Genomic DNA, 24,097 nt, shown 5'->3' on the forward strand with positions numbered 1-24,097 from the left:
TGGCTCGCGACCCTGCGCTCAGGATGAAGGGGGATAGCTGAAGGGCACCATGGTGGGGGAGAGCCCACGACAGGCGGGTTTGAGGGCCTGCGGGCCTGCCAGCAGCCAGTCGGTGCGGTGACGGTTGCCGAGGTTTTCCATCTTCGCGGAGTCAAAACACCTCACCATCAGGTCGGCGCTCCCCAGTACCCAGCGCCCGGGGGCAGCCCCTATCCAGGCGGCAGCTTCCCGGGCCTGCTCCCCGTCTCCCATCAGATAAGGGTAATGTTTCACTGGTTGCAGGCTAAACAGCAGATGTTGCTCTTTGAAGCCCGCCAGCAGCAGTTCATCCCCCACAGGCACCTTCTGCGCCGCCAATGCCATGACTGCCTGAGGGGTGCGCACCTCGTTGAGGCGCACGCTGATCCAGCAGGAGTAGATCAGCCACCCCACTGCCAGGGAGCTGAGAATGGCGGTCAGTGGCGCCCGGCGCAGCAGGGCGTTGACCAGCAGCAGCCCCCCTCCCATCGCCAGCAGGGGCAACCAAGGGGCCGGGCCCAGATCCTCCAGTCTGCTCGCCAGCCTGGTGCTGAAGGCCAGCGCCCCCGCCCCGCCCACACAGATGATCCCCAGCAGCCAGCCGAGTCCACCCAACAGGCGTGCGGGCCAGACCCTCGCCAGCAGCTCGGCGACGAAGGGAGCCGTCAGCAGGGCCAGCGCCGGCGTCCCCGGCGTGACATAGACGCCGCGCTTGCCCGGCGAGGCCGAGAAGAAGAGGATCACCAGCACCAGGTAACCGAGCAGCAATATGATGCGCCTATCCTGCCCCTGGATGGCCTTGCGCCAGGCCATCACCAGCCAGGGCAGCAGCAGGGAGAGCGGCAGCCAGAATGGCGGGATCACCGAGGTGAGGTAGTACCAGAAGGGTTTGACGTGATGCCAGGCGTTGGCATAGCGGGTCACCGTCTGACGCAGCAGTATGTTGTCCCGGTAGGCCTGCAGCACGGGATCCCCGCTCTGGGCCACGGCGAGCAACATGGGCACCAGCCAGAGAGCGATGGCCAGCACCATGAACAGCGGCCCCGCCAGCCCCTTGAGCCAATCGCCCCTGGTGGCGGCGCGGATCTTCTCCCTGTGGGTCCAGACGGCCGGGATCAGGATCAGCAGGGCCAGCAGCCCCACCCCCTTGGTGATGATGCCGAGCCCGGCGGCGAACCAGCCGAGCCAGTACCAGCGCCAACCGCCACCACAGAGCAGGAAGCGGACGAAGCCATAGACCCCCAAGGTGATGAAGAAGGTGACCAGCGCATCGATCTGCGCCGTCTTGGCCTGCAGGGTGAACTGGACCGTAAAGAGCAGCAGCAGACCGGCCATGAAACCGACCTGTGCGCTCCACAGCCGGCGCCCCAGATCCCACACCAGCGCGATGGTCAGCAGGCCCGCCAGCAGGGAGGGCAGCAGAAAGGCCACCTTGATGGAGCCGGTCAGCAGATACCCTATCGCTATCCCCCACATAAACAGGGGGGGCTTGTCCGGGTAGATCTCGCCACCGCGCATGGGGAAGAGCCACTGGCCGCTCTCCACCATCTCCTTGGCGATCAGGGCGAAGCGCGGCTCGTCGGCGGGCCAGGGATCCCGCAGGCCGAGGCCCGCCCCCAGCACCACCAGGGCGATCAGCAGCAGCCAGCCCAGCGACTCCTGCCTGAGCAGATAACGATCATTTACCATGACGAACCTCATAGTCGTCGACGACCTTGTCCCGCTTCCACCCTCTGTGCTGGATGTCCAGATAGAGGCTGTAGAGGGCGGTAAAGGTGGGGAAGAGGTTCTGCAGCACGCCGACGGAGTCCTGCTTGGGGGAGAAGATGAAGTAGCTGAGCGTCATCAGGCTGCCGAGCACGCTCATGTACCAGAACAGGCGGGGAATGACGGGCCGGCCGGCCCGCCTGGACGCCAGAAACTGCACCAGCCAGCGCCCGCCGAACATGAGCGCCCCCGTGTAGCCGATGAGCTTCCAACCGGTGACATGCAGACCCGTCCAGTCAAACCAGGTCAGCTCCATGGAAAGCAGGGCATCGATCATCGCCGCCCTCCCCGGTTCAAACCGCCGACATGGGGGGCGACCTCATCCCGGTCCGGCCAGACCGATGACAACGAAAGCAGGGTGTCCATCACTCCAGCATCTCCCGGATCTCGACCACCTTGGAGCGACGCTGCAACCACCAGACGCCGACCACGTCCACCAGCCCGACCCAGAGCCGGTTCCAGACGCCGTACTTGGAAACGCCCGCCTGCCGCGGCCTGTGGTTGACCGGCCAGGGGGACATGCGGCCCCCCTGGGCCTGGATCAGGGCCGGGATGTAGCGGTGCATGTGGTTGAAGCCGGGCAGGCGCAGATACCAGTCGCGGCGCACCACCTTGAGGCCGCAGCCGGTATCCGGAATGCCGTCGCGCAGCAGCAGATCGCGAAAACCGTTCGCCAGTCTGGACGAGAGGCGTTTCACCCAGTCATCCCGGCGAGTAACCCGGTGGCCGATGAGCCCGACCTGATTCCTGTCCGCCGCGAAACGGTGCTTGGCCTCCTCCAGCATGGCGGGAATGTCCGCCGGATCGTTCTGGCCGTCGCCGTCCAGCACCACCAGCCAGTCGCCGCGCCCCTGGCGCACCCCGCTCAGCACCGCCATGCTCTGGCCGACGGCCCTGGCGTGGCGCACCACCCGCAGCCTGGTGAAGCGGGACTTCAGCTCGCACAGCAGGGCATAACTGTCATCCTCGCTGCCATCATCCACGTAGATCAATTCGTACTCGTATCCGCCCCCCAGAGCGGCGTCTATTTCACTGATGAGGGGAGCCAGATTGTCCCGTTCATCCTTGGCTGGTACTACGACTGACACATCGACTGAATCACCCATATGAGCTTCCCGACAATGAAAATAATCCAAGGGATCCTGTTGCGCACATCATGAAGAAGGTGGACTCAGCGCCAGAACCCGCACAAATACAAGGTATTACATCATGATGATCGCCGTCTATCACCCGACAACTAACTATCGCATCAACTAAGAGGGGCAGCACAACAGCGCGGCCCTGCCCGCACCTCAGGTCGTCACCACCAGCAGGATCTTCTCCCGCCTAAAAGTTCCATACCGTTTTCGTCTCTGATGACCTGACACATAACCACATGTTCCATCGTCTGGCTGGCAGCCACCCCGTGGAGAACCTATATCTTCCGGACAAGCCAACGAGGTAACCATCATGCAGAGACTCTGCGCCTGGGGCTGGGGGCTGCTCCTGCTGTTGACCACGGCATCGGCCCATGCCGATGCATTTCGCCAGGCCCCCAAAGCGATGAGCGCCCTGCGCCAGGGCGCCGCCATGGAGCGCGGCAACCCGAGGCAGGCCATCGCCCACTACTGCACCGCCGCCAGCCTGGGCAACCCGGAAGCCTACTACCGCATCGGTCGCCTGCTGGCTCGCGGCCCCCAGGGGATACGCAACGCGCGCCACGCGAACGCCTACCTGGCCATGGCCATGCGCCTCGGCAATCAGCAGGCCGCCCGCTACTACAACGAGCGGGTCGGCAACGCCCCCCTCGGCACCTGTGGCGTCGGTGGCAGCGGAGGCGGCGCCCCCTGGGTGCGGCCCAGCACCCCCTTCGATCAGGACAGCTACCTAGCCCGGCAATCCACGAGCAAGCAGCAGCTGGCCAGCATGATCCGCCAGGCGGCCAAGCGCCACAGAGTCAACCCCCAGCTGGCGCTGGCCATCGCCATCGCCGAGTCCAATCTGAACAGTGCCGCCGTCTCCCCCAAGCAGGCGCAAGGGGTCATGCAGCTCATCCCCGAAACCCAGGCCCGTTTCGGCGTGACCCGGCCGTTCGACGCCCGGCAGAACATCCGTGGCGCCATGATCTACCTGAAGTGGCTGGAGAAGCAGTTTGGCCCCGACTGGGTCAGGATCAGCGCCGCCTACAACGCCGGGGAGCAGGCCGTCCTGCGCCACGGCGGCGTGCCGCCCTATCAGGAAACCCAGGAGTATGTGCAGCGGGTGCTCTACTACTCGGGGCAGGATCCGGCCAAGGAGCGCCGGCTGCCACGCTGAGCGCCACCCGCCGGCCGTCTCATCCGCACGAATCCTATCGGGCCAGGCTTAAGGAAATCTTAAGACAGGGCCCCGCACGCTCCTGTCCGCTGCCGCCTCTCGGCCGCTCGCCAGCCCCCTGGCTCCCCGGCTTTGCCGCCCCTCTCCCATTGGTTTACAATCGACGGGTTTTTTGGAACCGGGTTGACGGCCCGTCAACCCGGCCCCACCACGACATCAGTTTGTTAATGCCAAGACATTAAACTGCTGAAAGGAAGAGAATTAGCCAATGGCTCAATTTATTTACACCATGAACAGGGTTGGCAAGGTCGTGCCGCCCAAGCGTCATATTCTCAAGAACATCTCCCTCTCCTTCTTCCCGGGGGCCAAGATAGGCGTGCTGGGTCTGAACGGCGCCGGGAAATCGACCCTGCTGCGCATCATGGCGGGCATCGACACCGAGATCGAAGGGGAAGCCCGTCCGCAGCCCGGCATCAAGATCGGCTACCTGCCCCAGGAGCCGAAGCTGGATCCGGAGCAGACCGTACGCGAAGCGGTCGAAGAAGCGGTCGGCGACGTCAAACGCGCCATGGCGCGCCTCGACGAGGTCTATGCAGCCTACGCCGACCCGGATGCGGATTTTGACAAGCTGGCCCGCGAACAGGGCGAGCTGGAAGCCATCATCGCCGCCCAGGGCGGTCACAACATGGAAAACCAGCTGGAGCGCGCGGCCGATGCCCTGCGCCTGCCGGCCTGGGATGCCCAGATCAAGCACCTCTCCGGTGGTGAGCGCCGCCGCGTGGCCCTGTGCCGCCTGCTGCTGGAAAAGCCGGACATGCTGCTGCTGGACGAACCGACCAACCACCTGGATGCGGAATCCGTGGCCTGGCTGGAGCGCTTCCTGCACGACTACGAAGGCACCGTCGTGGCCATCACCCACGACCGCTACTTCCTCGACAACGTGGCGGGCTGGATCCTGGAGCTGGACCGCGGCGAAGGCATCCCCTGGGAGGGCAACTACTCCTCCTGGCTGGAGCAAAAAGATGCCCGTCTGGCCCAGGAAGCGAGTTCCGAAGCCGCCCGTCGCAAGTCCATCGAGAAGGAACTGGAGTGGGTTCGTCAGAACCCGAAAGGCCGTCAGGCCAAATCCAAGGCTCGTATGGCTCGCTTCGAAGAGCTCAACACCAACGACTACCAGAAGCGCAACGAGACCAACGAGCTGTTCATTCCGCCCGGACCGCGCCTCGGCGACAAGGTGGTGGAGGTGGCCAACCTGCGCAAATCCTACGGTGATCGAGTGCTGATCGACGATCTCTCCTTCTCCATTCCGAAGGGTGCCATCGTCGGCATCATCGGTCCGAACGGTGCCGGTAAATCGACCCTGTTCCGCATGATGTCGGGTCAGGAACAACCGGATTCCGGTTCCATCACCCTGGGTGACACCGTGGTGCTGGCCTCCGTGGATCAGTTCCGCGACAGCATGAACGACAAGAAGACGGTGTTCGAGGAAGTCGCCGACGGCCAGGACATCCTGCGCATCGGCAACTACGAGTTCCCGAGCCGCGCCTACATCGGCCGCTTCAACTTCAAGGGTTCCGACCAGCAGAAGCGGGTCGGCGAGCTCTCCGGTGGTGAACGTGGCCGTCTGCACCTGGCCAAGCTGCTGCAGACCGGCGGCAACGTGCTGCTGCTGGATGAACCGACCAACGATCTGGACATCGAAACCCTGCGCGCCCTCGAGAACGCCCTGCTGGAGTTCCCGGGTTGCGCCATGGTCATCTCCCACGACCGCTGGTTCCTCGACCGCATCGCCACCCACATCCTGGACTACCAGGACGAGGGCAAGATCGCATTCTTTGAAGGCAACTTCACCGAATACGAAGAGTGGAAGAAGAAGACCTACGGTGCCGAGGCTATCCAGCCGCGCCGCGCCAAGTACAAGCGCATTGCCAAGTAAGGCGAGGCAACAGCTGCGCCGCCAGGTATGACGTCACAAGGGGAGCCGGGGCTCCCCTTTTTTGCCTCTTCTGACTTACAATCTCCACCTATTCCCCACCGATAGCGACCCATGACCCAAGCCTCCACCACCAGACTCACCATCCAGATCCGGCTCGAACCCGGCTGCCTGGGGCCGGATGGCAAGCAGCACATCGATACCTTCTGCGCGGCCGCCAACCGGATCCTCGCCGCCATCGAACCCCGACGGGTGCACTGGGTGCTGCTGCCCCGCCATGACAAGCAACTTGCCGAGCAGGCCTACTTCCTTGATGGCCGCCCCTTGAGCGAAACCCAGGCCACCCTGCTGCTGCAACGCATGGGGTTGACCCTCGATCCCTTGCTGGAGCAGAGCGATGCCGTGCTGAGCCAGCTTATCGAACGCTACCAGAAAAACCGTTGATCCCGATGTGGAAACGGGGCTCTATTGGTCCCCTTTCTCCTGCCTCCGGGGGAAAACGTTTGAATTTTTACTCTATTCATTGATCCGCCTCGCACATCCGGGGTTTGTAAACCTGGCCGCCTGTGTGAAAATGTGCGCGCTGTCACGGTATCAGGACGAGTCTGGTCACTTCACCGCCAGAATCAGGGTCCGTCGCCCCGCATGGATGGGCCGGGCCCCCTGCTGCCTATTTCACGTCACCCATTGGAATCCAATATGAATCAACCACATCACGCTACCGGGCAGACCGCCAGCCCGGCTGCCGGGCATGGATTGCTCGAGCGCCTGTTTGCCCTGCGCGGTCATGGCACCACGGCCCGCACCGAGGTGATCGCCGGCATCACCACCTTCCTGACCATGGTCTACATCGTCTTCGTCAACCCGCAGATCCTCTCTGCGGCAGGCATGGACACCCAGGCCGTGTTCGTTACCACCTGCCTCATCGCCGGCATCGGCAGCATCCTGATGGGTCTGCTGGCCAACCTGCCCATCGCCCTGGCTCCCGCCATGGGCCTCAACGCCTTCTTCGCCTTCGTGGTGGTGGCCGGCATGGGCTACTCCTGGCAAGTGGGCATGGGCACCATCTTCTGGGGTGCGCTGGGCCTGCTGATCCTGACCCTGCTGCGGGTACGCTACTGGCTCATCGCCAACATTCCCCTGACACTTCGGGTCGGCATCACCGCCGGCATCGGTCTGCTCATCGCCCTGCTCGGCCTGCACAATGCCGGCATCGTGGTCGCGAGCCCCGCCACCATGGTGACCGTGGGCAACCTCACCTCCCTGCCCTGCCTGCTGGGGCTGCTCGGCTTCTTCCTCATCTGCATCTTCTCCGCCCGCGGCGTCCACTCCGCCGTGCTCATCGCCATCGTGGTGACCACCACCCTGGGCTGGCTGTTCGGCGACGTCACCTTCAAGGGCTTCGTCTCCGTGCCGCCGAGCATTGCCCCGGTCTTCGGCCAGCTGGATCTGATGGGATCGCTGGACATCAGCCTCGCCGGGATCATCTTCTCCTTCATGCTGGTCAACCTGTTCGACTCTTCCGGCACCCTGATCGGCGTGACCAATCGCGCCAAGCTGGCCGATGACAAGGGGCACTTCCCGCGCATGAAGCAGGCCCTGGTGGTGGACAGCGTCAGCTCCGTCGGCGGCGCTTTCATGGGGACCTCGTCCGTGACGGCCTACATCGAGAGCAGCTCCGGCGTCGCCGTCGGCGGTCGCACCGGCCTGACCGCCATCGTGGTGGGCATCCTGTTCCTGCTGGCCATCTTCTTCTCTCCGGTCGCCGCCATGGTACCGGCGTATGCCGCAGCGGGGGCTCTCATCTACGTGGGCGTGCTGATGTGCTCCGAGCTGACCCGGGTAAAGTGGGAAGACCTGACCGAAGCGGTGCCGGCCTTCATGACCGCGGTGATGATGCCGTTCAGCTTCTCCATCACCGAGGGGATCGCCGTGGGCTTCATCTCCTATTGCGTGATGAAGGCGGGCACCGGCCGCTGGCGCGAGATCAACCCCTGCGTGCTGGTGGTGGCCCTGCTCTTCGTCCTCAAGTTTGTCTGGGTCGATGCCCACTGATTTTTCTTCCATGAAAAGAAAAACCAGACTCTAAAAACAAAAATGCCCGTCATCGACGGGCATTTTTTTATGGCGGGATCAGGGCTCAGCGAATGCCACGGGCCTCACGGATCCACTCCCAGGCCTGCTGGATCTCCTGGGTCTTCTCCTTGGCCATCTCCATCATCTCAGGGGGCAATCCCTTGGCGGCCAGCTTGTCAGGGTGATGCTTGCTCATCTCCTTGCGATAGGCACGCTTGATCTCCTGATCGCTGTCGCTCTCGTTCACCCCAAGCAACTGATAGGCATCCTTGAGGCGATCCCGGGAGGGGGGCTCCTGGCGGTATTGCTGCCCCTGGCCACTGCCCTGCTGTTGCTGGCGGTGGAAGAAGTTCATCTGCGCCTCGGCCATCGCCAGAATGCGGGCCAGCTCGATGCGACTGAACCCCAGCTCGTCGGCGATGGTTTGCAGGATGGCCCGCTCGTTCGCCTCCACCTGACCGTCGGCGAAGGCGGCCTGCAGCTGGACCTCGAGGAAGAAGCGCAGGATGTCGCGCTGCCCCAGGCTCGCCTGGCGAAACTCCGCCAGGGTCTCGCGCAGGGGGAAGTCACTCTCCTTGCCAAGGCGGAACGACTCCTGAGCCCGTACCCGCTGCTCTCCGGCCAGCCGCATCCTGTCCATCAGGTTGGACGCGACCCGTATTTCGTGCTCGGTGACCTGGCCGCTCGCCTTGGCGATGTGGCCCATGACGGCGAAGGTGGCATGGAAAAAGACGGCCTGTTGCTGCTGGCTGGGTGCCCGCTGGAAGGCCCCGCGGATCCCCATGCCCCGATCGAAGCGATGGCCGATCCACAGGCCCAGCAGGGCGCCGAAGATGTTGCCGAGCAGAAAACCGAAGAAGGTGCCAAGCACCTTGCCCCAAATACGCATGGTTCAAGACCTCGTGATGTTAATGGGTGCCGGCGAGCAGTTGCTCGTCCAGCTCGCGCAGCCGATCCACTGTGCCGATGTCGCGCCACTCGCCAGCCAGCAGGCTGCCACCCACCCGTCCCTGCGCCATCCAGTCGCGCAGCAGGGGGGCCAGCTTGCGCGCCCCGCAGGGCAAGCCAGCAAAGGCAGCGGGGTGATAGAGGCCGACGCCGCTGAAGGTGAGGGCCGGGGTGTCCAGCACCCGACCCGCTTGCAGGGAGAAGTCACCTTGTGGGTGCTGGGGAGGGTTGGGCACCAGCCAGAGGTGGGCGAGATCCTCCCCAAGCGGCTGGCTCACCAGAGCGCGATAATCCAGGTCGAGCCAGGTATCGCCGTTGATCACCAGAAAGGGTTCGCTGCCCAGCAGGGGCAGCGCCTGCACGATGCCGCCGGCGGTCTCGAGCGCGCTCTCTTCGGCCGACCAGTGGATGGATACCCCGAGCGCACTGCCATCGCCGAGGGCCGCCACCAGCTTGTGTCCGAGCCAGGCGTGGTTGATGACAAGTGTGGTCACGCCGGCTGCCTTGAGTTTTTCGATATGGTGCACGATGAGGGGCTTGCCCCCCGCCGCCAGCAGCGGCTTGGGCAGCAGATCGGTGAGCGGACGCATCCGCTCGCCGCGCCCGGCGGCCAGGATCATCGCCTTCATGGTGTCACCCCGGTGCGCGCCAATCCGGGCAGCACCACCTGCTCCAGCCACTGGCCGAAGCGGGCCAGCACCGGATAGGCGGCGCCATGGCTGCGACAGACATCGACCACATAGCCCAGGGTGCGGGGAATGTCCTTGAGGTAGCCGGCCTTGCCATCGCGGTGATAGAGGCGGGTGAAGAGACCCGCCGCCTTGAGATGGCGCTGCATGCCGGTGAGATCGGCTGCGCGACGAAACGCGGCATAGTCCAGATTGCCGAGCAGGCCGGCCCCTTGCAGGGTGTCGAAGCCAAGTCGCATGCCCTGCTCGATCACCGCGTCCGGCCAGCGCACGTAGCAGTCTTTCAGCAGCGAGACCAGGTCATAGCTCAGCGGCCCGATGACCATGTCCTGGAAGTCGATAAGGGCGAGGTCGCTCTCCTTCGGGTTCATCCCGCCGCACACCATCAGGTTGCGGCTGTGGAAGTCCCGGTGCATCACTCCTTGTGGCTGGGCCTGGTTGCTCGCCGTGAGGCAGGCGAAGGTCTCCGCCAGCAACTGCAGCTCTTCATCGCTCAGGGTCAGTTGTAGGTGATGTCCCAGCAACCACTCGGGGAAGATGGCATTTTCGCGGGCCATGAAGGCCTCATCGAAGGGCTCGAGCTCGAGCGCCACAGTGCCGAGCCTTGGCAGCAGGGCGATAGCCTTGCCATACCAGGCCAGTACGCTCGCTTCGTTCAGGCAGCCGATAAGCTGGGTATCCCCCAGGTCCGTCACCGCCAGCAATCCCTGCTCGTAGTCGACCCCCTTTACCTCGGGGGCCAGCAGCCCCGCATCGTGCAGGGCGGTGGCATTGCGAACGAATTCATGATTTTTTTCGGTTTTCGGATTAGCATCCACCCACACCAGACCGCCGCCCCGGAAGTAGCGGCGGAAACTGGCGTCACCGGAAATAAGCGTCAACGAGAGGTTGGCGTCACCGGAAATCCGGCGAGCCCATTGCAAAAGCAGGGAAGCGCGATCGTGCATGAGTCGGGAACCAAATTGGAAAGCAGCACTTGGCTGTTAGCCCTGGCCGCAATAATGCTTTATCATTGCCGGCTAACATAAAGCAATGACATGCAATGTCAACTCGATGGATCCTGACATAAAATGCATGCCCTGAATCCACCGTTTTTACTACGGATTGCGCGAGCCTTTCACATGACAAAATGGACACTGGGATACTCCTGTCCCATCGCCCTGACCATCAGCCTTGTTCCTGCCCTGAGCCCGCTCATGGCCCAGGCAGCGCCACTCAATGCGCCACCCGCTACCGGGATCCTCGACAGCCTCTGCTATGACTATGTCCCCAAGATAGAGAAGCCCAGTGCGGGCCAGGACGCCAATGCCCAGCCCGTCGAGGTGGATGCCGATCGCCTGGAGGCCAAGCAGGGCGGTACCGCCGTCTACGAGGGTGACGTCAAGGTGCGCCAGGGCGTGCGCAAGTTCGACTCCGACTATGCCCAGCTCGACCAGAAGAGCCGGGATGTCATCGCCATCGGCAACATCTATTACAACGATGGCCAGATCACGGTCACCAGCGACAAGACCCTGAAATCCAACCTGGACACCAAGAACTCCGAACTGGAAGAGGGCAAATATCAGGTCCATGGCTCACCGGTGCGCGGCTTCGCCGAAAAGGTGACCATGACCAACAACAACCAGAACATCACTCTGGAAGGGGCCCAGTACACCACCTGCCCACCGGGCCAGGAGGCCTGGACCCTGAAGGCCGGCAGCATCGACATCGATCAGTCCGAGGTATTCGGGGAGGCCTGGAACGCCAGCCTCTGGCTCTATGACTATCCGGTCTTCTACTTCCCATATATCAACTTCCCCATCAAGGATGAGCGCAAGACCGGTCTGCTCTACCCGGGCTATACCCAAAGCTCCAAGAACGGCATGGACATCACCCAGCCGTTCTACTGGAACATCGCCCCCAACTACGATGCCACCATCACCTCCCGCTTCATGGACAGACGGGGCCTGATGGAACAGGTCGAGTTCCGCTACATGCCGGACCCGGCCCACGTGGGGAGCCTTTACTTCGAGAACCTGGCGGACGACAAGCAGTACGACGAGACGGCCAGCCTCAATCAGCATCTCTCTGACGGTCACCGCTACCTGCTCAGCGCCCGCCACACCTCCATGTTCATGGACAACGCCATGCGGGTGTCGGTGGACTACACCAAGGTACGGGACCAGGACTACAACTACTTCAACGACTTCACCCCCAAGGTGGGGACCCAGGTCGACAACCAGTTGCAGCAATCCCTGAAGGCGGGTTACTTCCAGCAGAACTGGAACCTCGATGCCGAGGTACGGACCTACCAGATCCTGCTGGCCAGCGCCCAGCAGCCCCATGAGCTGATGCCGCGCATCAACCACAACTACTACCAGCAGGGCAGCTGGTACGATCTGGCCTGGAATACCGAGCTGACCAACTTCGGCTACAACAACGATCAGGCCATCGAGCAGAACAAGGGTGAAGCCTACACCGGCACCCGGGTCTACACGGCCCCCACCCTGACCATCCCCCTCGTTGACGAGGCGGGTTACTTCCTCGACAGCCAGTACAAGCTGATGTACACCCGTTACGACCAGACGGTGCCTGACCAGATGAGCAGCACCTTCACCAATCGTTTCACCCCGAGAGAGGGCGGCGACGTCACCCTGGAAGAAGGGACCATCACACGGGTACTGCCCTCGTTCCGTCTCAAGGGCGGCATGACCTTCGAGCGGGATCAGCAGTGGTTTGGCGAGGGCGCCAACCAGACCTTGGAGCCTGAATTCCAGTACCTCTATGTGCCCTACAAGGATCAGGACAACATTGGCGTCTATGACTCCACCACCATGCGCCAGGACTACTACAGCCTGTTCAGCGATCGCCGCTTCGCCGGTCTGGACCGCATCAGCGACTCCAACCGGCTCTCCTTGGGGGTCACCACCCGCATTTATGATCCGGCCGGGGATGAACGAATCCGGTTGGCCGTTGCCCAAGCCTTCGACTTCGTTGCGCCCAGGGTCAAGCTTTACAGCAGCGATGAGCTGAGCACCAATACCCGCTCCCCGCTGTCGTTCGAGGGTGACGCCAAGATCAACGAGCAGTGGTATGCCCATGCGGGGGCACAATATGATATGGAACAGCGCCAGATAAGCTCTGCCAACAGCGCCCTGGAATACCGTCACGAGAAGTTGATCAGCCAGTTGAACCACCGCTTCGTGCGGGATGCCAACTACGACCTCGACCACAAGGGGCAGGTGACGGATCTCAACCAGATCGGCCTGCTGCTGACCACCCCGCTGGACGATCGCTGGCACCTTTATGGCGGCTACTATCAGGAGCTCAATCAGAACGTCAAAGTGGACCGCAAGGTGGGTCTGAAATACGACTCCTGCTGCTGGAGCATCAACTTCAACCTGGAATGGGTCAACACGCCAGATAACGTGAACAATACATCCACTGCCGAGCGCAGTTTCGGCATTCAATTTGAAATGAAAGGATTGGGTAGCGTGGGTACCGGCTCCAAGGGCACTTCCCTGGACACCGAAGCACTGCCTTACATTCGTCCGTTTAACCTGCGAGACCAGTAACCGGTCTGGCAAACGCCTTGAGAGATGGATATGAAGAAGACGTTGATTTCCCTGCTGACCGCAGGCCTGTTCGGAGTCATGAGCCAGGGAGCCCTCGCCGCCCCCGAGCTGATGGACAAGGTGCTGGCCGTGGTCAACAAGGATGTGGTGCTGGCCAGTCAGCAGGAGGCCCTGGTGCAAAAGGTCAAGGCCTCTGCCCAGGAGAGCGGCCAGTCCCTGCCCGATGACGTCACCCTGCGCAAGCAGGCACTGGATCGCCTGATCCAGGAGAGCCTGCAACTGCAACTGGCGGAGCGCCAGGGGCTCAAGATCAGTGACACCCAGCTGGAACAGGCCATTCAGAGCATCGCCGCCGACAACAAGATGAACCTGGAGCAACTGCGCGCCCAACTGGAGCGGGAAGGCCTGACCTACGCCCAGTACCGTGAGGAGGTGCGCCGCGAGATCCTGATGAACGAGGTGCGCCGCAGCCAGGTCCGCCGTCGCATCAACATCTCCGATCAGGAGGTCAAGCAGGTGGTCGAGGCCCTGAGCAAACAGGGCCAGCAGCAGACGTCATATCATATCGGCCATATCCAGGTCGCGCTGCCGGACAACCCGAATGCCGAGCAGCTCAACGCAGCCAAGGCCAAGATCGAGCGCATTCTGGCGTCCCTGAAAGAGGGGGCCGACTTCCGCAAGCTGGCCATTGCCGAGAGTAACGGTCCCAAGGCGCTGGAAGGGGGTGACTGGGGCTGGTTGAGCCCGCAGGAGATGCCCACCCTGATGGCGGAAGCCGTGCAAGGGGCCGGCAAGGGTGACATCGTCGGCCCGCTGCGCTCCGGCGCCGGTCTGCACATCATCAAGATCTTCGACACCAAGGGTCAGCAACAGGTCATGCAGACCGAGGTCAAGGCGCGCCACATCCTGATCAAGCCCTCCATCATCCTGAGCGAGGAGAAGGCCAAGGGCACCCTGGACGGCATCCTGCACGACATCAAGAGCGGCAAGGCGAGCTTCGCCAGCATGGCGGAGAAGTACTCCGAGGATCCGGGCTCCGCGGTGCAGGGCGGCGAACTGGGCTGGTCCGATCCCAACGTCTATGTGCCGGAGTTCCGCGACATGGTCAATCGCCTGCAGCCCGGCCAGATCAGCGAACCCTTCCGCACCACCCACGGCTGGCACATAGTGCAGCTCGAGGATCGTCGCAGCCAGGATGCCACCGGCAAGGCCCAGGAGCAGCGCGCCTACCAGCTCATCTTCAACCGCCGCTTCACCGAAGAGTCCCAGGCCTGGCTGGATGAACTGCGCGACGAAGCCTACATCCAGATCGAACCCAATTGATGGGCGACAAGCAGATGAACAAGGTGCATCCAGGGCACGCCGAGGCACAACTGAGCTGCCACCGGCTTGCTATCACCCCGGGTGAACCGGCTGGCATAGGCCCGGATCTGGTCCTGCAGATTGCCCAGCGGACCTGGCCCCATCAGCTGGTTGTGATCGCCGATCCCGCCCTGTTGCGCGAACGGGCCGCCCTGCTAGGGCTGTCCGTCGAGCTTGAACCCTATGACGAAAGCGCCCCCACCCGTCCGCAGCGGGCGGGGACTCTGACCGTCTGCCCCGTGCCGCTCGGCGCCCCCGTGGTGCCAGGCAAGCTGGATGAGGGCAACGGCGCCTATGTGCTGGCTACCTTGCAGCGCGCCTGCGACGGCAACCTGAGCGGCGAATTCGCCGCCGTGGTAACCGGGCCTGTGCACAAGGGGATCATCAACCAGGCGGGCGTCTCGTTCAGCGGTCACACCGAGTTCTTCGCCCAGCAGTCCGACACCGCCGATGTGGTGATGCTGCTGGCCACCGAAGGGCTGAGAGTGGCCCTCGCGACCACCCATATTCCCCTTGCCTATGTTGCCAAGGCCATCACCGAGGATCGCCTTGGCAAGGTGATCCGCATCCTGGATGCGGATCTCAAGCGCAAGTTCGGCATCGAACACCCCCGGATCTATGTCTGCGGCCTCAATCCCCATGCCGGGGAAGGGGGTCATCTGGGCCGTGAAGAGATCGATGTCATCGAACCCGCCCTGGCCGCCCTGCGCCAGGAAGGGATCGATCTGGTCGGCCCGCTGCCAGCCGATACCCTGTTCCAGGACAAATACCTCAAGGATGCGGATGCGGTACTCGCCATGTACCACGATCAGGGGCTGCCCGTGCTCAAGTACAAGGGCTTTGGCAACTCGGTCAACATCACCCTCGGACTTCCCTTCATCCGTACCTCGGTGGACCACGGCACAGCGCTGGATCTGGCAGGCAAGAACCTGGCAGACCCCGGCAGCCTCACCACCGCGATCAACCACGCCATCCAGATGGTAGAGAAAAAAAGATATGAGCAGTAAGGTGCACATGGGCCACACGGCCCGTAAGCGTTTCGGTCAGAACTTCTTGCACGACCGGTATGTGATCGACCAGATAGTGGCCGCCATCAACCCGCAACCGGGTCAGAATCTGGTGGAGATCGGCCCGGGTCTGGCTGCGCTCACCGAGCCGGTCGCCGCCCAGATGGACAAGATGACCGTGGTCGAGCTGGACCGGGATCTTGCCGCACGTCTGCGCGAACACCCGACCCTCAAGGAGAAGCTGACCGTCATCGAAGCCGATGCCATGCGCTTTGACTTCAGTACCCTGATGGGGGAAGGCAAGGGGCCGCTGCGCATCTTCGGCAACCTGCCCTACAACATCTCCACCCCCCTCATCTTCCACCTGTGCGAATTTGCCGACCGGGTGGAGGACATGCACTTCATGCTGCAAAAGGAAGTGGTGCTGCGTCTGGCCGCCGGCCCGGGCAGCAAGGCCTATGGCCGTCTGAGCGTGATGACCCAGTACTACTGTCAGGTAGTGCCGGTGCTGGAAGTGGGCCCGGGCGCCTTCAAGCCGGCGCCGAAGGTGGATTCCGCCGTGGTGCGTCTGATCCCGCACAAGAACCCGACTATCGTCGCGAAAGACATTCGTTGCCTGAACCGGGTCTGCACCGAAGGCTTCGGCCAGCGTCGCAAGACCATTCGCAACAGCTTCTCCAACTTCATCACCGACGCCCAGCTGACCGAGCTTGGCATCGATGGCAACCTGCGCCCGGAGAATCTCTCCCTCGAGCAGTTCGTCACGATCGCCAACTGGCTGGCCGACCAGCAACAGGCCTGATCCCATGACCCAAGCCCGGATAGTGGTCCGCCCCCACCCCAGCTATGTGGCGGGAACCGCAGATCCCTACCATTTTCTCTATCGCATCGAGATTGAGAACCTGGGTCCGGGCACGGTGCAACTGCTGCATCGACGCTGGCTCATTACGGATGCCAATGGCAAGATGCTGGAAGTGGAAGGTCCCGGCGTGGTCGGTGAACAACCCCTGATCGCCCCCGGCGAGACCTTTTCCTACCAGAGTGGCGTTCCCCTCGCCACACCGCTTGGCGTGATGGAAGGCAGCTACATCCTGCAGGATGAATCGGGGCAACAATTCGAAGCCCCCATCGCCCCCTTCACGCTGGCCGTCCCCAACATAATCAACTGAGGTTTCATGGCGAACTGTTTCGTCGGTGATATCCAGGGCTGCTACGACGATTTGCGCCGTCTGCTGGATCTTGCCGAGTTCGACTTCGATAACGACACGCTCTGGCTGTGCGGCGATCTCGTCGCCCGGGGGCCGGACTCCCTCAACACCCTGCGTTTCGTCAAATCACTGGGGCAGCAGGCCGTCACCGTGCTCGGCAACCACGACCTGCACCTGCTGGCGGTGGCCCACGGAGTCGCCCCGCTCAAGAAGAAAGACAAGCTGCAGGCGCTGATGGAGGCGCCGGATCGGGACGAGCTGCTGGAGTGGCTGCGTCACCGTCCCCTGCTGGCAGAACACCCCGACCTGCCCATCATGATGGTGCATGCGGGCCTCTCCCCCGCCTGGGACGCCCACACCGCCCGCAGTTGTGCCCGGGAGGTGGAGAGCCTGCTGCGCGGGGATCAGTACAGCTGGCTGCTGCACAACATGTATGGCGATCAGCCCGACAGCTGGAACGACAACCTGCTGGGCATAGAGCGTTACCGCTACATCATCAACAGCTTCACCCGGATGCGCTTTTGCTACTTCGACGGGCGCCTCGACTTCAAATGCAAGAAGGGCCCCACCGAATCGCCCCCGGGCCTGCGCCCCTGGTTCGAGCAGCGCGAGCACCATGTGGATGACCCCATCCTGGTCTTCGGCCACTGGGCGGCCCTGATGGGCAACACCGGCAAATCCGATATCAAGGGACTCGACACCGGGTGCGTCTGGGGCAACAGCCTCACCCTGTGGCGCTACGAGGACGACGCCCTGATCGCCACCCCCTGCCCGGCCTATGCCAAGTAGAGCGGCTCTTTGCGGAACAAGGGAATGATCCGCCGTTGAGAGGAGAGCAATGCCCTCTCCTGCGAAATGGAGCTGAAAACAGAACGGGCCCGGCAATGCCGGGCCCGTTTTTTCATGATGAGCGGATCAGAGCCTGCGCCCCAGCCGTTTCTCGACCTGGCGCCGCTCCCATTCCGGGCCAAACAGCTTGAAGGGCTGGAACAGGTTGATGGCGTGAGAAGCCAATCCCAACCCCCAGCCCAGCATGGGCCACCAGGCCCAGATATAATCCGGGTTGCTCAGGTAGTTGATGACAAACAGCCCCCCTATCACCAGCACATAGCTCATGAGGTGGCCGTAGAAGCCCCTGAGCCCCTCCACGAACTTCATCGCCTCCCGCTCATCCCGCGCCACCTGCACGCGTCCCCGATCTTCGCCCTCATTCCCTTTCATCTCGCTCTCCTGCAGTTGGGTCACATCGAGCTCGAAGACGGCGGCCAGGGCCTTGAGGGATTCCAGTCCAGGTTGCTGGCCCTGCTCTATTCGCTGAATGGTGCGAACGCTCAGGCCAGTGAGGGTCGCCAGCTGTTCCTGGGACCATCCCCGTTGCAATCTCAACTTCCTGACGATCATCTTGCGCTCCTTGTGGTGATTGACAGGGCCAGCATAGGGAAAGGGGATGAGAGGGGACACGACAGATGGCCGACACTCACCTGACTTCCTTTAAAAATCATAAACTTACCACCACGCAATCGTGGCTTTTGCACCCCGAGCAGCCAGGCTTGGCGTGCCGCTGGCGGCCAGGCGTCGCGGGGGGTTACAACCCCTGCATCAGCTCGGCACCAATCTCGAAGGAGCGCAGGCGCGCCTGATGATCGACGATGGGGCCGTTGAACATCAACTCGTCCGCTCCGGTCTCTGCCAGCAGAGCCTTGAGGCCGTGGCGTACCCGATCCGGCTCCCCCACCAGGGAGCGAGCCAGAGTCTGCTCCATCGCCATCAATTCGCGGGGAGACCACTCATCCCCCAGCGTCTGCACCGGCAGTGGCAGCTTGCCGGCATCCCCCCGGTAGAGACGCAGGAACTGCTGCTGCAGGGTGGTGAACAGGAAGCGGGCCTCACGGTCGGTGTCGGCGGCGATCAGATTGACGCACACCACCGCATGGGGTTTTGGCCAGCGGGCAGAGGGACGGTATTGGGTACGGTAGATCTCCAGCGCCTGCAGCAACATGGCGGGAGCGAAGTGGGAGGCAAAGCCGAACGGCAACCCCATGGCCGCAGCCAGTTGGGCACTGTAGAGGCTGGAGCCCAGCAGCCAGATGGGCACATGGAGTCCCTGACCCGGCACCGCCTGCACGGCACCGACCTCGTCGCCAAAATAACTCATCAGTTCGCGTACATCCGCCGGGAAATCATCCACCTCGCCGCTGCGCTGGCGGCGCAGCGCCTGCATGGTGCGCTGATCGCTGCCAGGGGCGCGGCCCAGGCCGAGATCGATGCGATCCGGATAGAGGGAACTCAGCGTGCCGAACTGCTCCGCAATGACCAGGGGGGAGTGGTTCGGCAACATGATGCCGCCAGCCCCGAGCCGCAACGTCGTGGTGCCCCCGGCCAGGTGGCCAATCAGCACCGCTGTGGCGGCGCTGGCAATGCCCGGCATGTTGTGGTGCTCCGCCAGCCAGTAGCGATGGTAACCCCAGCGCTCCGCATGGCGAGCCAGATCCAGCGAGTGGCGAAACGACTCGGCCGGCAGACCACCTTCGGGAACGGGCACCAGATCCAGCACGGAATAGGGGACGACAGACATGGGACACTCCATTGGTTCACAGGGCGTTTATCAGGGGAGCAATGTAGCACGAGATATCTGGACGAATCATCTCACCACAGGGCAAGGGCGCAGCGCGAAGGCTGGCTGTTGATTTGGGGCCGAAGAGCGCAAGATCGAGTCCTAGGCTTTTTGTCATCCAGCAAGCACACTGTTAGGTGACCAATACGGCGATCGCCAGGGGACAAGGATCCGTCCATGACAAACGCAAGTCTCAGTCGCAGACCCTTTTACGTACACATTGCCACCCTTTTCATCCTGCTCTTCTCCTTGCTGGGGGGCGCCCTCATCGTGCTGCAGTTCCAGCAGGGCATGCAGCAGGGGCTGGAGCACGAACGTCAGAGCTTCCAGCAATACCGGGAGCAGCTTGCCCTCGCCATCAAGCTGAACCAGCGACCGGCCCGCATGTCCCTGAATCTGCTGCGCAGCGGCCAGCTGTCCGCCATGACAGGGCTGGAGACGCGGCTAGCCTTCCTGCCCCAGCTGGCGGAAGTGCTGGCCAACAGCACCAGTTACGGTGCCATCTATGCCGGTTACGAGGACGGCGATTTCTTTCTGGTGCGCAAGCTGACCGAACGGGCGAGAGGGGCGCTGGAGGCGCCTCCGCCCGAGAGCCGCCTGCTGGTCCAGAGCCTGCATCAGGGACAGGGAGAGTTCCTCTATTTCGACCAGCGGCTGCGGCTGCTGGAGCGGCGCCCCATGCCGGATTACCGTTTCGATCCGCGAGATCGGGGCTGGTACAAGGAGGCGCGCTGGAGCACGGGCATCATAGTGACCCACCCCTACCTCTTCTTCACTACCCGGGAGCCAGGCATGACACTGGCGGTGGAGAGCGACGATCGCCGGGCGGTGATCGGGCTCGATGCGGGCGTGGAGGGACTCTCTTCCCTCATCGGCGAGTTGCCCCTGCCCGGTCACAGCCAGCTGGTGCTGTTTGACGAGGTCGGGACCCTGCTGGCCACGGATCCCGAGCGCCTTCCAAGCTTCGAGCAACTGAGCCGCCTGCCCATGCTGTCGGCCCTCAATCACCCCATTCTCACCAAGCTGCAACAGGAGATGGCCGCGCGGCCTGCCCTGCTGCATCACCCCGCCGAGCTGACCCTGGCAACGGTTCAGGGTCAGGAGTGGCTGGTCAATCTCTCCTCCCTCGGGGAAGAGTCCCCGTTTTATCTCGCCCTCCTGGTGCCCACCGAGGTACTCACCGCCCCGGCGCGCCAGGATGCGCTGCACAATCTCGCCTGGGCCCTTGCCGGTCTGCTGCTCCTGCTGCCCGTCATCTGGCTGGCAGCCCGGCGCACTGCCGCCCCCTTGCTGGTATTGACCGGGGAGGCTGAGCGGATCCAGCACTTCGACTTTGGCGAAAGCCCGGGGCCGGATTCGGCGATCCGCGAAATTGACGACCTCGCCCGCGCCATGTCCAGCATGCGCCTGACCCTCGGCAATTTCATGAACATGGGCCGGGCGCTGGCGGCAGAGCATCGCTTCGATTCATTGCTCAGCCGCATCCTGCACGAGACGGTGGCGGCTGCCCAGGCCGAGGGCGGCTGCCTCTTCCTGGCCCAGGAGAGCGAGATGCAGGCCGTTCACGCCATCTGGCAGGGGCAGCCGCTGGCGTGCGAACAGGTACAGTGGCAGGCGGCGCTGCTCGGCGGTCTCTACCACACGGAGCGCCTCTGCCTGCCCCTCGACGAGGCACAGTGGGCCCGCTACCTCACCGACTGGGGCCCCTTCCCCGGTGCCTGCCAACTGCTGGTCGAGCCCCTTCACAACCACCGTCAGGAGCTGATCGGCTGCCTGCTGCTGATCCTGCCAGACTGCTCGGCCCGCGAACTGGCCTCGCGCATCAGCCTCATCGAGGCACTGGCGGGCACCTCCTCCTCCGCCATCGAAAACCAGCGCCTGCTGGAGGAGCAGAAGCAACTACTGGAAGCCTTCATCGAGCTCATCGCCGGTGCCATCGATGCCAAGAGCCCCTACACCGGCGGCCACTGCCAGCGGGTGCCGGAACTGGCCAGGATGCTGACCCAGGCTGCCTGCTCACAGCAGACGGGGCCCTTTGCCGATTTCCGGCTCAACGAAGAGGAGTGGGAGGCCATCCATATCGCGAGCTGGCTGCACGATTGCGGCAAGGTCACCACCCCGGAGTTCGTGGTGGACAAGGCGACCAAACTCGAGACCATTTACGACAGGATCCACGAGATCCGCACCCGCTTCGAGGTGCTCAAGCGGGATGCTCACATCGAGGCGCTCTGCGCCCTGCTGCCTCCATCCGGGCAGCAGGCCGCCCTCGAGGCTGTAACCCCCCTCTGGCACACCCTGGATCAGGAGTTCGCCTTCGTGGCCGAGTGCAATCTGGGGGGCGAGTGGATGGCGCCGGAGAAGCTCGCCAGGCTGGATACCATTGCCAGCCGCACCTGGTTGCGCACTCTGGACGATCGGCTCGGCATCAGTCAGGAGGAGCGCAAGCGCCACCAGGAGACACCCTCTCCCCTCCCCTGCCGAGAGTCGCTGCTCGCCGACAAGGCGGTGCATCTCGTCCCTCGCCCCGAGCACGACAATCTCGCCCGACACAACCCATGGGGCTTCAAGGTGCGGGTGCCCACCCACCTCTACAACCGGGGGGAGCGCTACAATCTCGCCATCGGCCGTGGCACCCTCACCGAAGAGGAGCGCTACAAGATCAACGATCACATCATCCAGACCATACGCATGCTGGAGAAGCTCCCCTTCCCCCGCCATTTGCGCAAGGTGCCGGAGATTGCGGGGGGCCATCACGAGCGGATGGACGGCACGGGCTATCCGCGCCAGTTGCAAGGGGGGCAGATGAGCATTCCAGCCCGCATCATGGCCATTGCAGACATCTTCGAGGCGCTGACGGCGAGCGATCGCCCCTACAAGTCTGGCAAAACGGTCTCCCAGTCCCTGGCCATCATGGTGAAGATGGTGCAGGAACAGCACATAGACCCGGCCCTGTTTGCCCTCTTCATCGAGAGCGGCATCTGGCGGGACTACGCCAGACGCTTCCTCGCCCCCGCGCAGCTGGACGAGGTCGAATGCCAGGCCCTGCTGGCAGGATCACACTGACCTTCCGCTGACACTCGCCCATAAAAAAACGGTCAACCCAGGTTGACCGTTTTTCGTTCCACTTCGCCCCTTAGAACAGCAGGTGCGCCACACCGGCAATCACCGGCAGGGTGACCAGGGTGCGCAGCAGGAAGATGACGAACAGCTCCCACAACTTGACCGGGATCTTGCTGCCCAGCAACAGAGCGCCCACTTCCGACATGTAGATGAGCTGGGTGACCGACATGGCGGCGATCACAAAGCGGGTGATGTCGCTCTCGATAGTGGAGGCCAGCACCGCCGGGATGAACATGTCGGCGAAGCCCACCATGATGGTCTTGGAAGCAGCTTCCGCCTCCGGCAGTTGCAGCAACTCGAGCAAAGGCACGAAGGGCGCCCCCAGCCAGTTGAACACCGGGGTGTGCTCCGCCAGCATCAGGGCACAGGTCCCGACGGCCATCACCACCGGCAGCACGCCAAATACCATGTCCAGGGCGTTTTTCACCCCTTCACGCGCCACGGCGCCGAGATCCGTCATGCTGTCGGCCTTGGTCAGGGCACGATGATAGCCGTAGCTCAGCACGCTGTGCTGATGGGGGATGGCCTCCTGCTTGCGGCACAGGGGAGTACCGTCGCTGTAGACATCCTTCTTCCAGGAGAGCGGCGGCAGGCGCGGTACCACGATGGCGGCCACCACACCGGCCAGGCAGACGGTCAGGTAGAAGGGGACGAACATGTGCTCCAGCTTCACCTGGGAGATCACCACCAGACAGAAGGTGATGGAGACGGCGGAGAAGGTGGTACCGATGACGGCCGCTTCCCGCTGGGTGTAGAACTTGCCTTCATACTGCTTGCTGGTCAGCAGGATCCCGACGCTGCCATCACCGAGCCAGGAGGCGAAGCAGTCCACCGCAGAACGACCCGGCAGACGGAACACCGGACGCATGATGCGGGTCATCATGGTACCGACAAACTCCAGCAGACCAAAATCCAGCAGCAAGGGCAGCAGCAGGCCCGCAAAGATGAAGACGGAGAACAGTACCGGCAGCAGATCGTGCAGCACCAGGCCGCCGGTCGCCCCTGAGCGCAGCACCTCGGGACCGGCTTCAAAGAAGGTCAACAGCACAAAGACCCCGCCCAGCACCCGCACGCACGCCCAGAAGGGGGAGACGTTGAACAGGCTGTTGAGGAAGGGGCGTTTTACCAGGATCGCCGGTTTGAACAGCCAGGCGATCAGGGTCATCAGCATGGTGGTGGTGATGATGGCGCTGACCATGGCCACCAGATGATCGGCAAACACCGTTTGAACCAGCTTCGCCAACACGGCGACGGGAATGGTGACATTGCCGTCATAGATGACCGGGGTCATGAACAGCAGGATCCCGATCAGTGACGGGATCAAAAACATCAGCACGTTGCGGCGAGTACGGATTGCCGGTGCTTCCAGGGTCTTTTCCAACATATAAACAGCCTTAAATGTGACTTTTCCTTCAGCCGGGCCGCCTGCATACTCATGCCCTCGCCCGGAAAACGGGCGCAAGAATAACCCAAAAAACTGCACAAACAAGCCGTTAATTGATCATT

20 protein-coding genes are annotated in these 24,097 nt (G+C 63.0%); 11 read left to right on the forward strand and 9 right to left on the reverse strand.

Annotated features, from left to right (window positions below; translation table 11 throughout):
* Nucleotides 1-18 precede the first annotated feature (18 nt).
* From HKD46_RS07020 to HKD46_RS07030, 3 genes are all read right to left on the reverse strand, one after another.
* A complete protein-coding gene (locus HKD46_RS07020; RefSeq protein ID WP_233735864.1) occupies nt 19-1,707 on the reverse strand; it encodes a glycosyltransferase family 39 protein in 1,689 nt (562 codons plus the stop codon).
* A complete protein-coding gene (locus HKD46_RS07025; protein WP_171865068.1) occupies nt 1,697-2,062 on the reverse strand; it encodes a lipid-A-disaccharide synthase N-terminal domain-containing protein in 366 nt (121 codons plus the stop codon). Before HKD46_RS07025 ends, HKD46_RS07020 begins: the two co-directional genes overlap by 11 nt.
* Before the next feature lie 88 nt (nt 2,063-2,150).
* Nucleotides 2,151-2,891 (reverse strand): glycosyltransferase, encoded by a 741-nt coding sequence (locus HKD46_RS07030; protein ID WP_103261486.1) that lies wholly within the window; start codon nt 2,889-2,891, stop codon nt 2,151-2,153.
* 343 nt (nt 2,892-3,234) lie between these two features.
* On the opposite strand from HKD46_RS07030, the gene HKD46_RS07035 reads away from it, so the two are divergent.
* The 4 genes from HKD46_RS07035 (at nt 3,235) to HKD46_RS07050 (ending at nt 8,068) form a co-directional block, all read left to right on the forward strand.
* Nucleotides 3,235-4,080, forward strand: a complete 846-nt coding sequence (locus HKD46_RS07035; protein ID WP_171865069.1) for a lytic transglycosylase domain-containing protein — start codon at nt 3,235-3,237, stop codon at nt 4,078-4,080.
* 268 nt (nt 4,081-4,348) lie between these two features.
* Entirely contained in the window at nt 4,349-6,016 is a 1,668-nt protein-coding gene (ettA, locus tag HKD46_RS07040) for an energy-dependent translational throttle protein EttA (protein WP_171865070.1), read from the forward strand.
* 111 nt (nt 6,017-6,127) lie between these two features.
* The gene (locus tag HKD46_RS07045; protein ID WP_045523765.1) at nt 6,128-6,457 is read left to right on the forward strand and encodes a hypothetical protein; all 330 of its coding nucleotides are present in this window, start codon (nt 6,128-6,130) and stop codon (nt 6,455-6,457) included.
* A 255-nt stretch (nt 6,458-6,712) separates the two neighbouring features.
* Nucleotides 6,713-8,068, forward strand: a complete 1,356-nt coding sequence (locus tag HKD46_RS07050; protein ID WP_103244310.1) for an NCS2 family permease — start codon at nt 6,713-6,715, stop codon at nt 8,066-8,068.
* A gap of 85 nt (nt 8,069-8,153) precedes the next feature.
* Here the strand turns inward: HKD46_RS07050 and djlA are convergent, their stop codons facing one another.
* The 3 genes from djlA to HKD46_RS07065 are packed head-to-tail and all read right to left on the reverse strand — an operon-like array spanning nt 8,154 to nt 10,673.
* Nucleotides 8,154-8,978, reverse strand: coding sequence for a co-chaperone DjlA (gene djlA, locus HKD46_RS07055; protein WP_103260750.1), 825 nt, complete (start codon nt 8,976-8,978; stop codon nt 8,154-8,156).
* A gap of 19 nt (nt 8,979-8,997) precedes the next feature.
* Nucleotides 8,998-9,666, reverse strand: coding sequence for an N-acetylmuramate alpha-1-phosphate uridylyltransferase MurU (murU, locus tag HKD46_RS07060; RefSeq protein WP_171865071.1), 669 nt, complete (start codon nt 9,664-9,666; stop codon nt 8,998-9,000).
* Entirely contained in the window at nt 9,663-10,673 is a 1,011-nt protein-coding gene (locus tag HKD46_RS07065) for an aminoglycoside phosphotransferase family protein (RefSeq protein WP_052816415.1), read from the reverse strand. Before HKD46_RS07065 ends, murU begins: the two co-directional genes overlap by 4 nt.
* 174 nt (nt 10,674-10,847) lie before the next feature.
* Between HKD46_RS07065 and lptD the strand changes: the two genes are divergently transcribed.
* From lptD to HKD46_RS07095, 6 genes are read left to right on the forward strand one after another with little or no spacing between them, the layout of a single operon-like run.
* Nucleotides 10,848-13,280, forward strand: a complete 2,433-nt coding sequence (gene lptD / locus HKD46_RS07070) for an LPS assembly protein LptD (protein WP_171865072.1) — start codon at nt 10,848-10,850, stop codon at nt 13,278-13,280.
* Between the two features lie 30 nt (nt 13,281-13,310).
* Nucleotides 13,311-14,603 carry a peptidylprolyl isomerase SurA gene (surA, locus tag HKD46_RS07075; RefSeq protein WP_171865073.1) on the forward strand — a complete coding sequence of 431 codons (1,293 nt, stop codon included), beginning with the start codon at nt 13,311-13,313 and terminating at the stop codon, nt 14,601-14,603.
* A gap of 50 nt (nt 14,604-14,653) precedes the next feature.
* Nucleotides 14,654-15,649, forward strand: a complete 996-nt coding sequence (gene pdxA / locus HKD46_RS07080; RefSeq protein ID WP_081331990.1) for a 4-hydroxythreonine-4-phosphate dehydrogenase PdxA — start codon at nt 14,654-14,656, stop codon at nt 15,647-15,649.
* Nucleotides 15,639-16,451 carry a 16S rRNA (adenine(1518)-N(6)/adenine(1519)-N(6))-dimethyltransferase RsmA gene (rsmA, locus tag HKD46_RS07085; protein WP_010673207.1) on the forward strand — a complete coding sequence of 271 codons (813 nt, stop codon included), beginning with the start codon at nt 15,639-15,641 and terminating at the stop codon, nt 16,449-16,451. Before pdxA ends, rsmA begins: the two co-directional genes overlap by 11 nt.
* A 4-nt stretch (nt 16,452-16,455) precedes the next feature.
* Nucleotides 16,456-16,818: a Co2+/Mg2+ efflux protein ApaG gene (gene apaG / locus HKD46_RS07090; protein ID WP_010673206.1), complete on the forward strand. Its 363-nt coding sequence runs from the start codon at nt 16,456-16,458 to the stop codon at nt 16,816-16,818.
* A gap of 6 nt (nt 16,819-16,824) precedes the next feature.
* A complete protein-coding gene (locus HKD46_RS07095; protein ID WP_113724987.1) occupies nt 16,825-17,646 on the forward strand; it encodes a symmetrical bis(5'-nucleosyl)-tetraphosphatase in 822 nt (273 codons plus the stop codon).
* A gap of 126 nt (nt 17,647-17,772) precedes the next feature.
* Here the strand turns inward: HKD46_RS07095 and HKD46_RS07100 are convergent, their stop codons facing one another.
* Nucleotides 17,773-18,258 (reverse strand): 2TM domain-containing protein, encoded by a 486-nt coding sequence (locus HKD46_RS07100; RefSeq protein ID WP_041211140.1) that lies wholly within the window; start codon nt 18,256-18,258, stop codon nt 17,773-17,775.
* A 184-nt stretch (nt 18,259-18,442) separates the two neighbouring features.
* Complete coding sequence (locus HKD46_RS07105; protein ID WP_010673203.1) at nt 18,443-19,432, reverse strand: luciferase-like monooxygenase; 990 nt, start codon at nt 19,430-19,432, stop codon at nt 18,443-18,445.
* Nucleotides 19,433-19,648: 216 nt separating this feature from the next.
* Between HKD46_RS07105 and HKD46_RS07110 the strand changes: the two genes are divergently transcribed.
* The gene (locus HKD46_RS07110) at nt 19,649-22,534 is read left to right on the forward strand and encodes an HD domain-containing phosphohydrolase (RefSeq protein ID WP_043152568.1); all 2,886 of its coding nucleotides are present in this window, start codon (nt 19,649-19,651) and stop codon (nt 22,532-22,534) included.
* Nucleotides 22,535-22,604: 70 nt separating this feature from the next.
* Here the strand turns inward: HKD46_RS07110 and HKD46_RS07115 are convergent, their stop codons facing one another.
* Nucleotides 22,605-23,975: a YjiH family protein gene (locus tag HKD46_RS07115; RefSeq protein ID WP_010673201.1), complete on the reverse strand. Its 1,371-nt coding sequence runs from the start codon at nt 23,973-23,975 to the stop codon at nt 22,605-22,607.
* Between the last annotated feature and the right edge of the window lie 122 nt (nt 23,976-24,097).

Origin of the sequence: Aeromonas sp. TW 6 (genome assembly GCF_013168745.1) — a bacterium.
Lineage (GTDB): Bacteria > Pseudomonadota > Gammaproteobacteria > Enterobacterales > Aeromonadaceae > Aeromonas > Aeromonas caviae.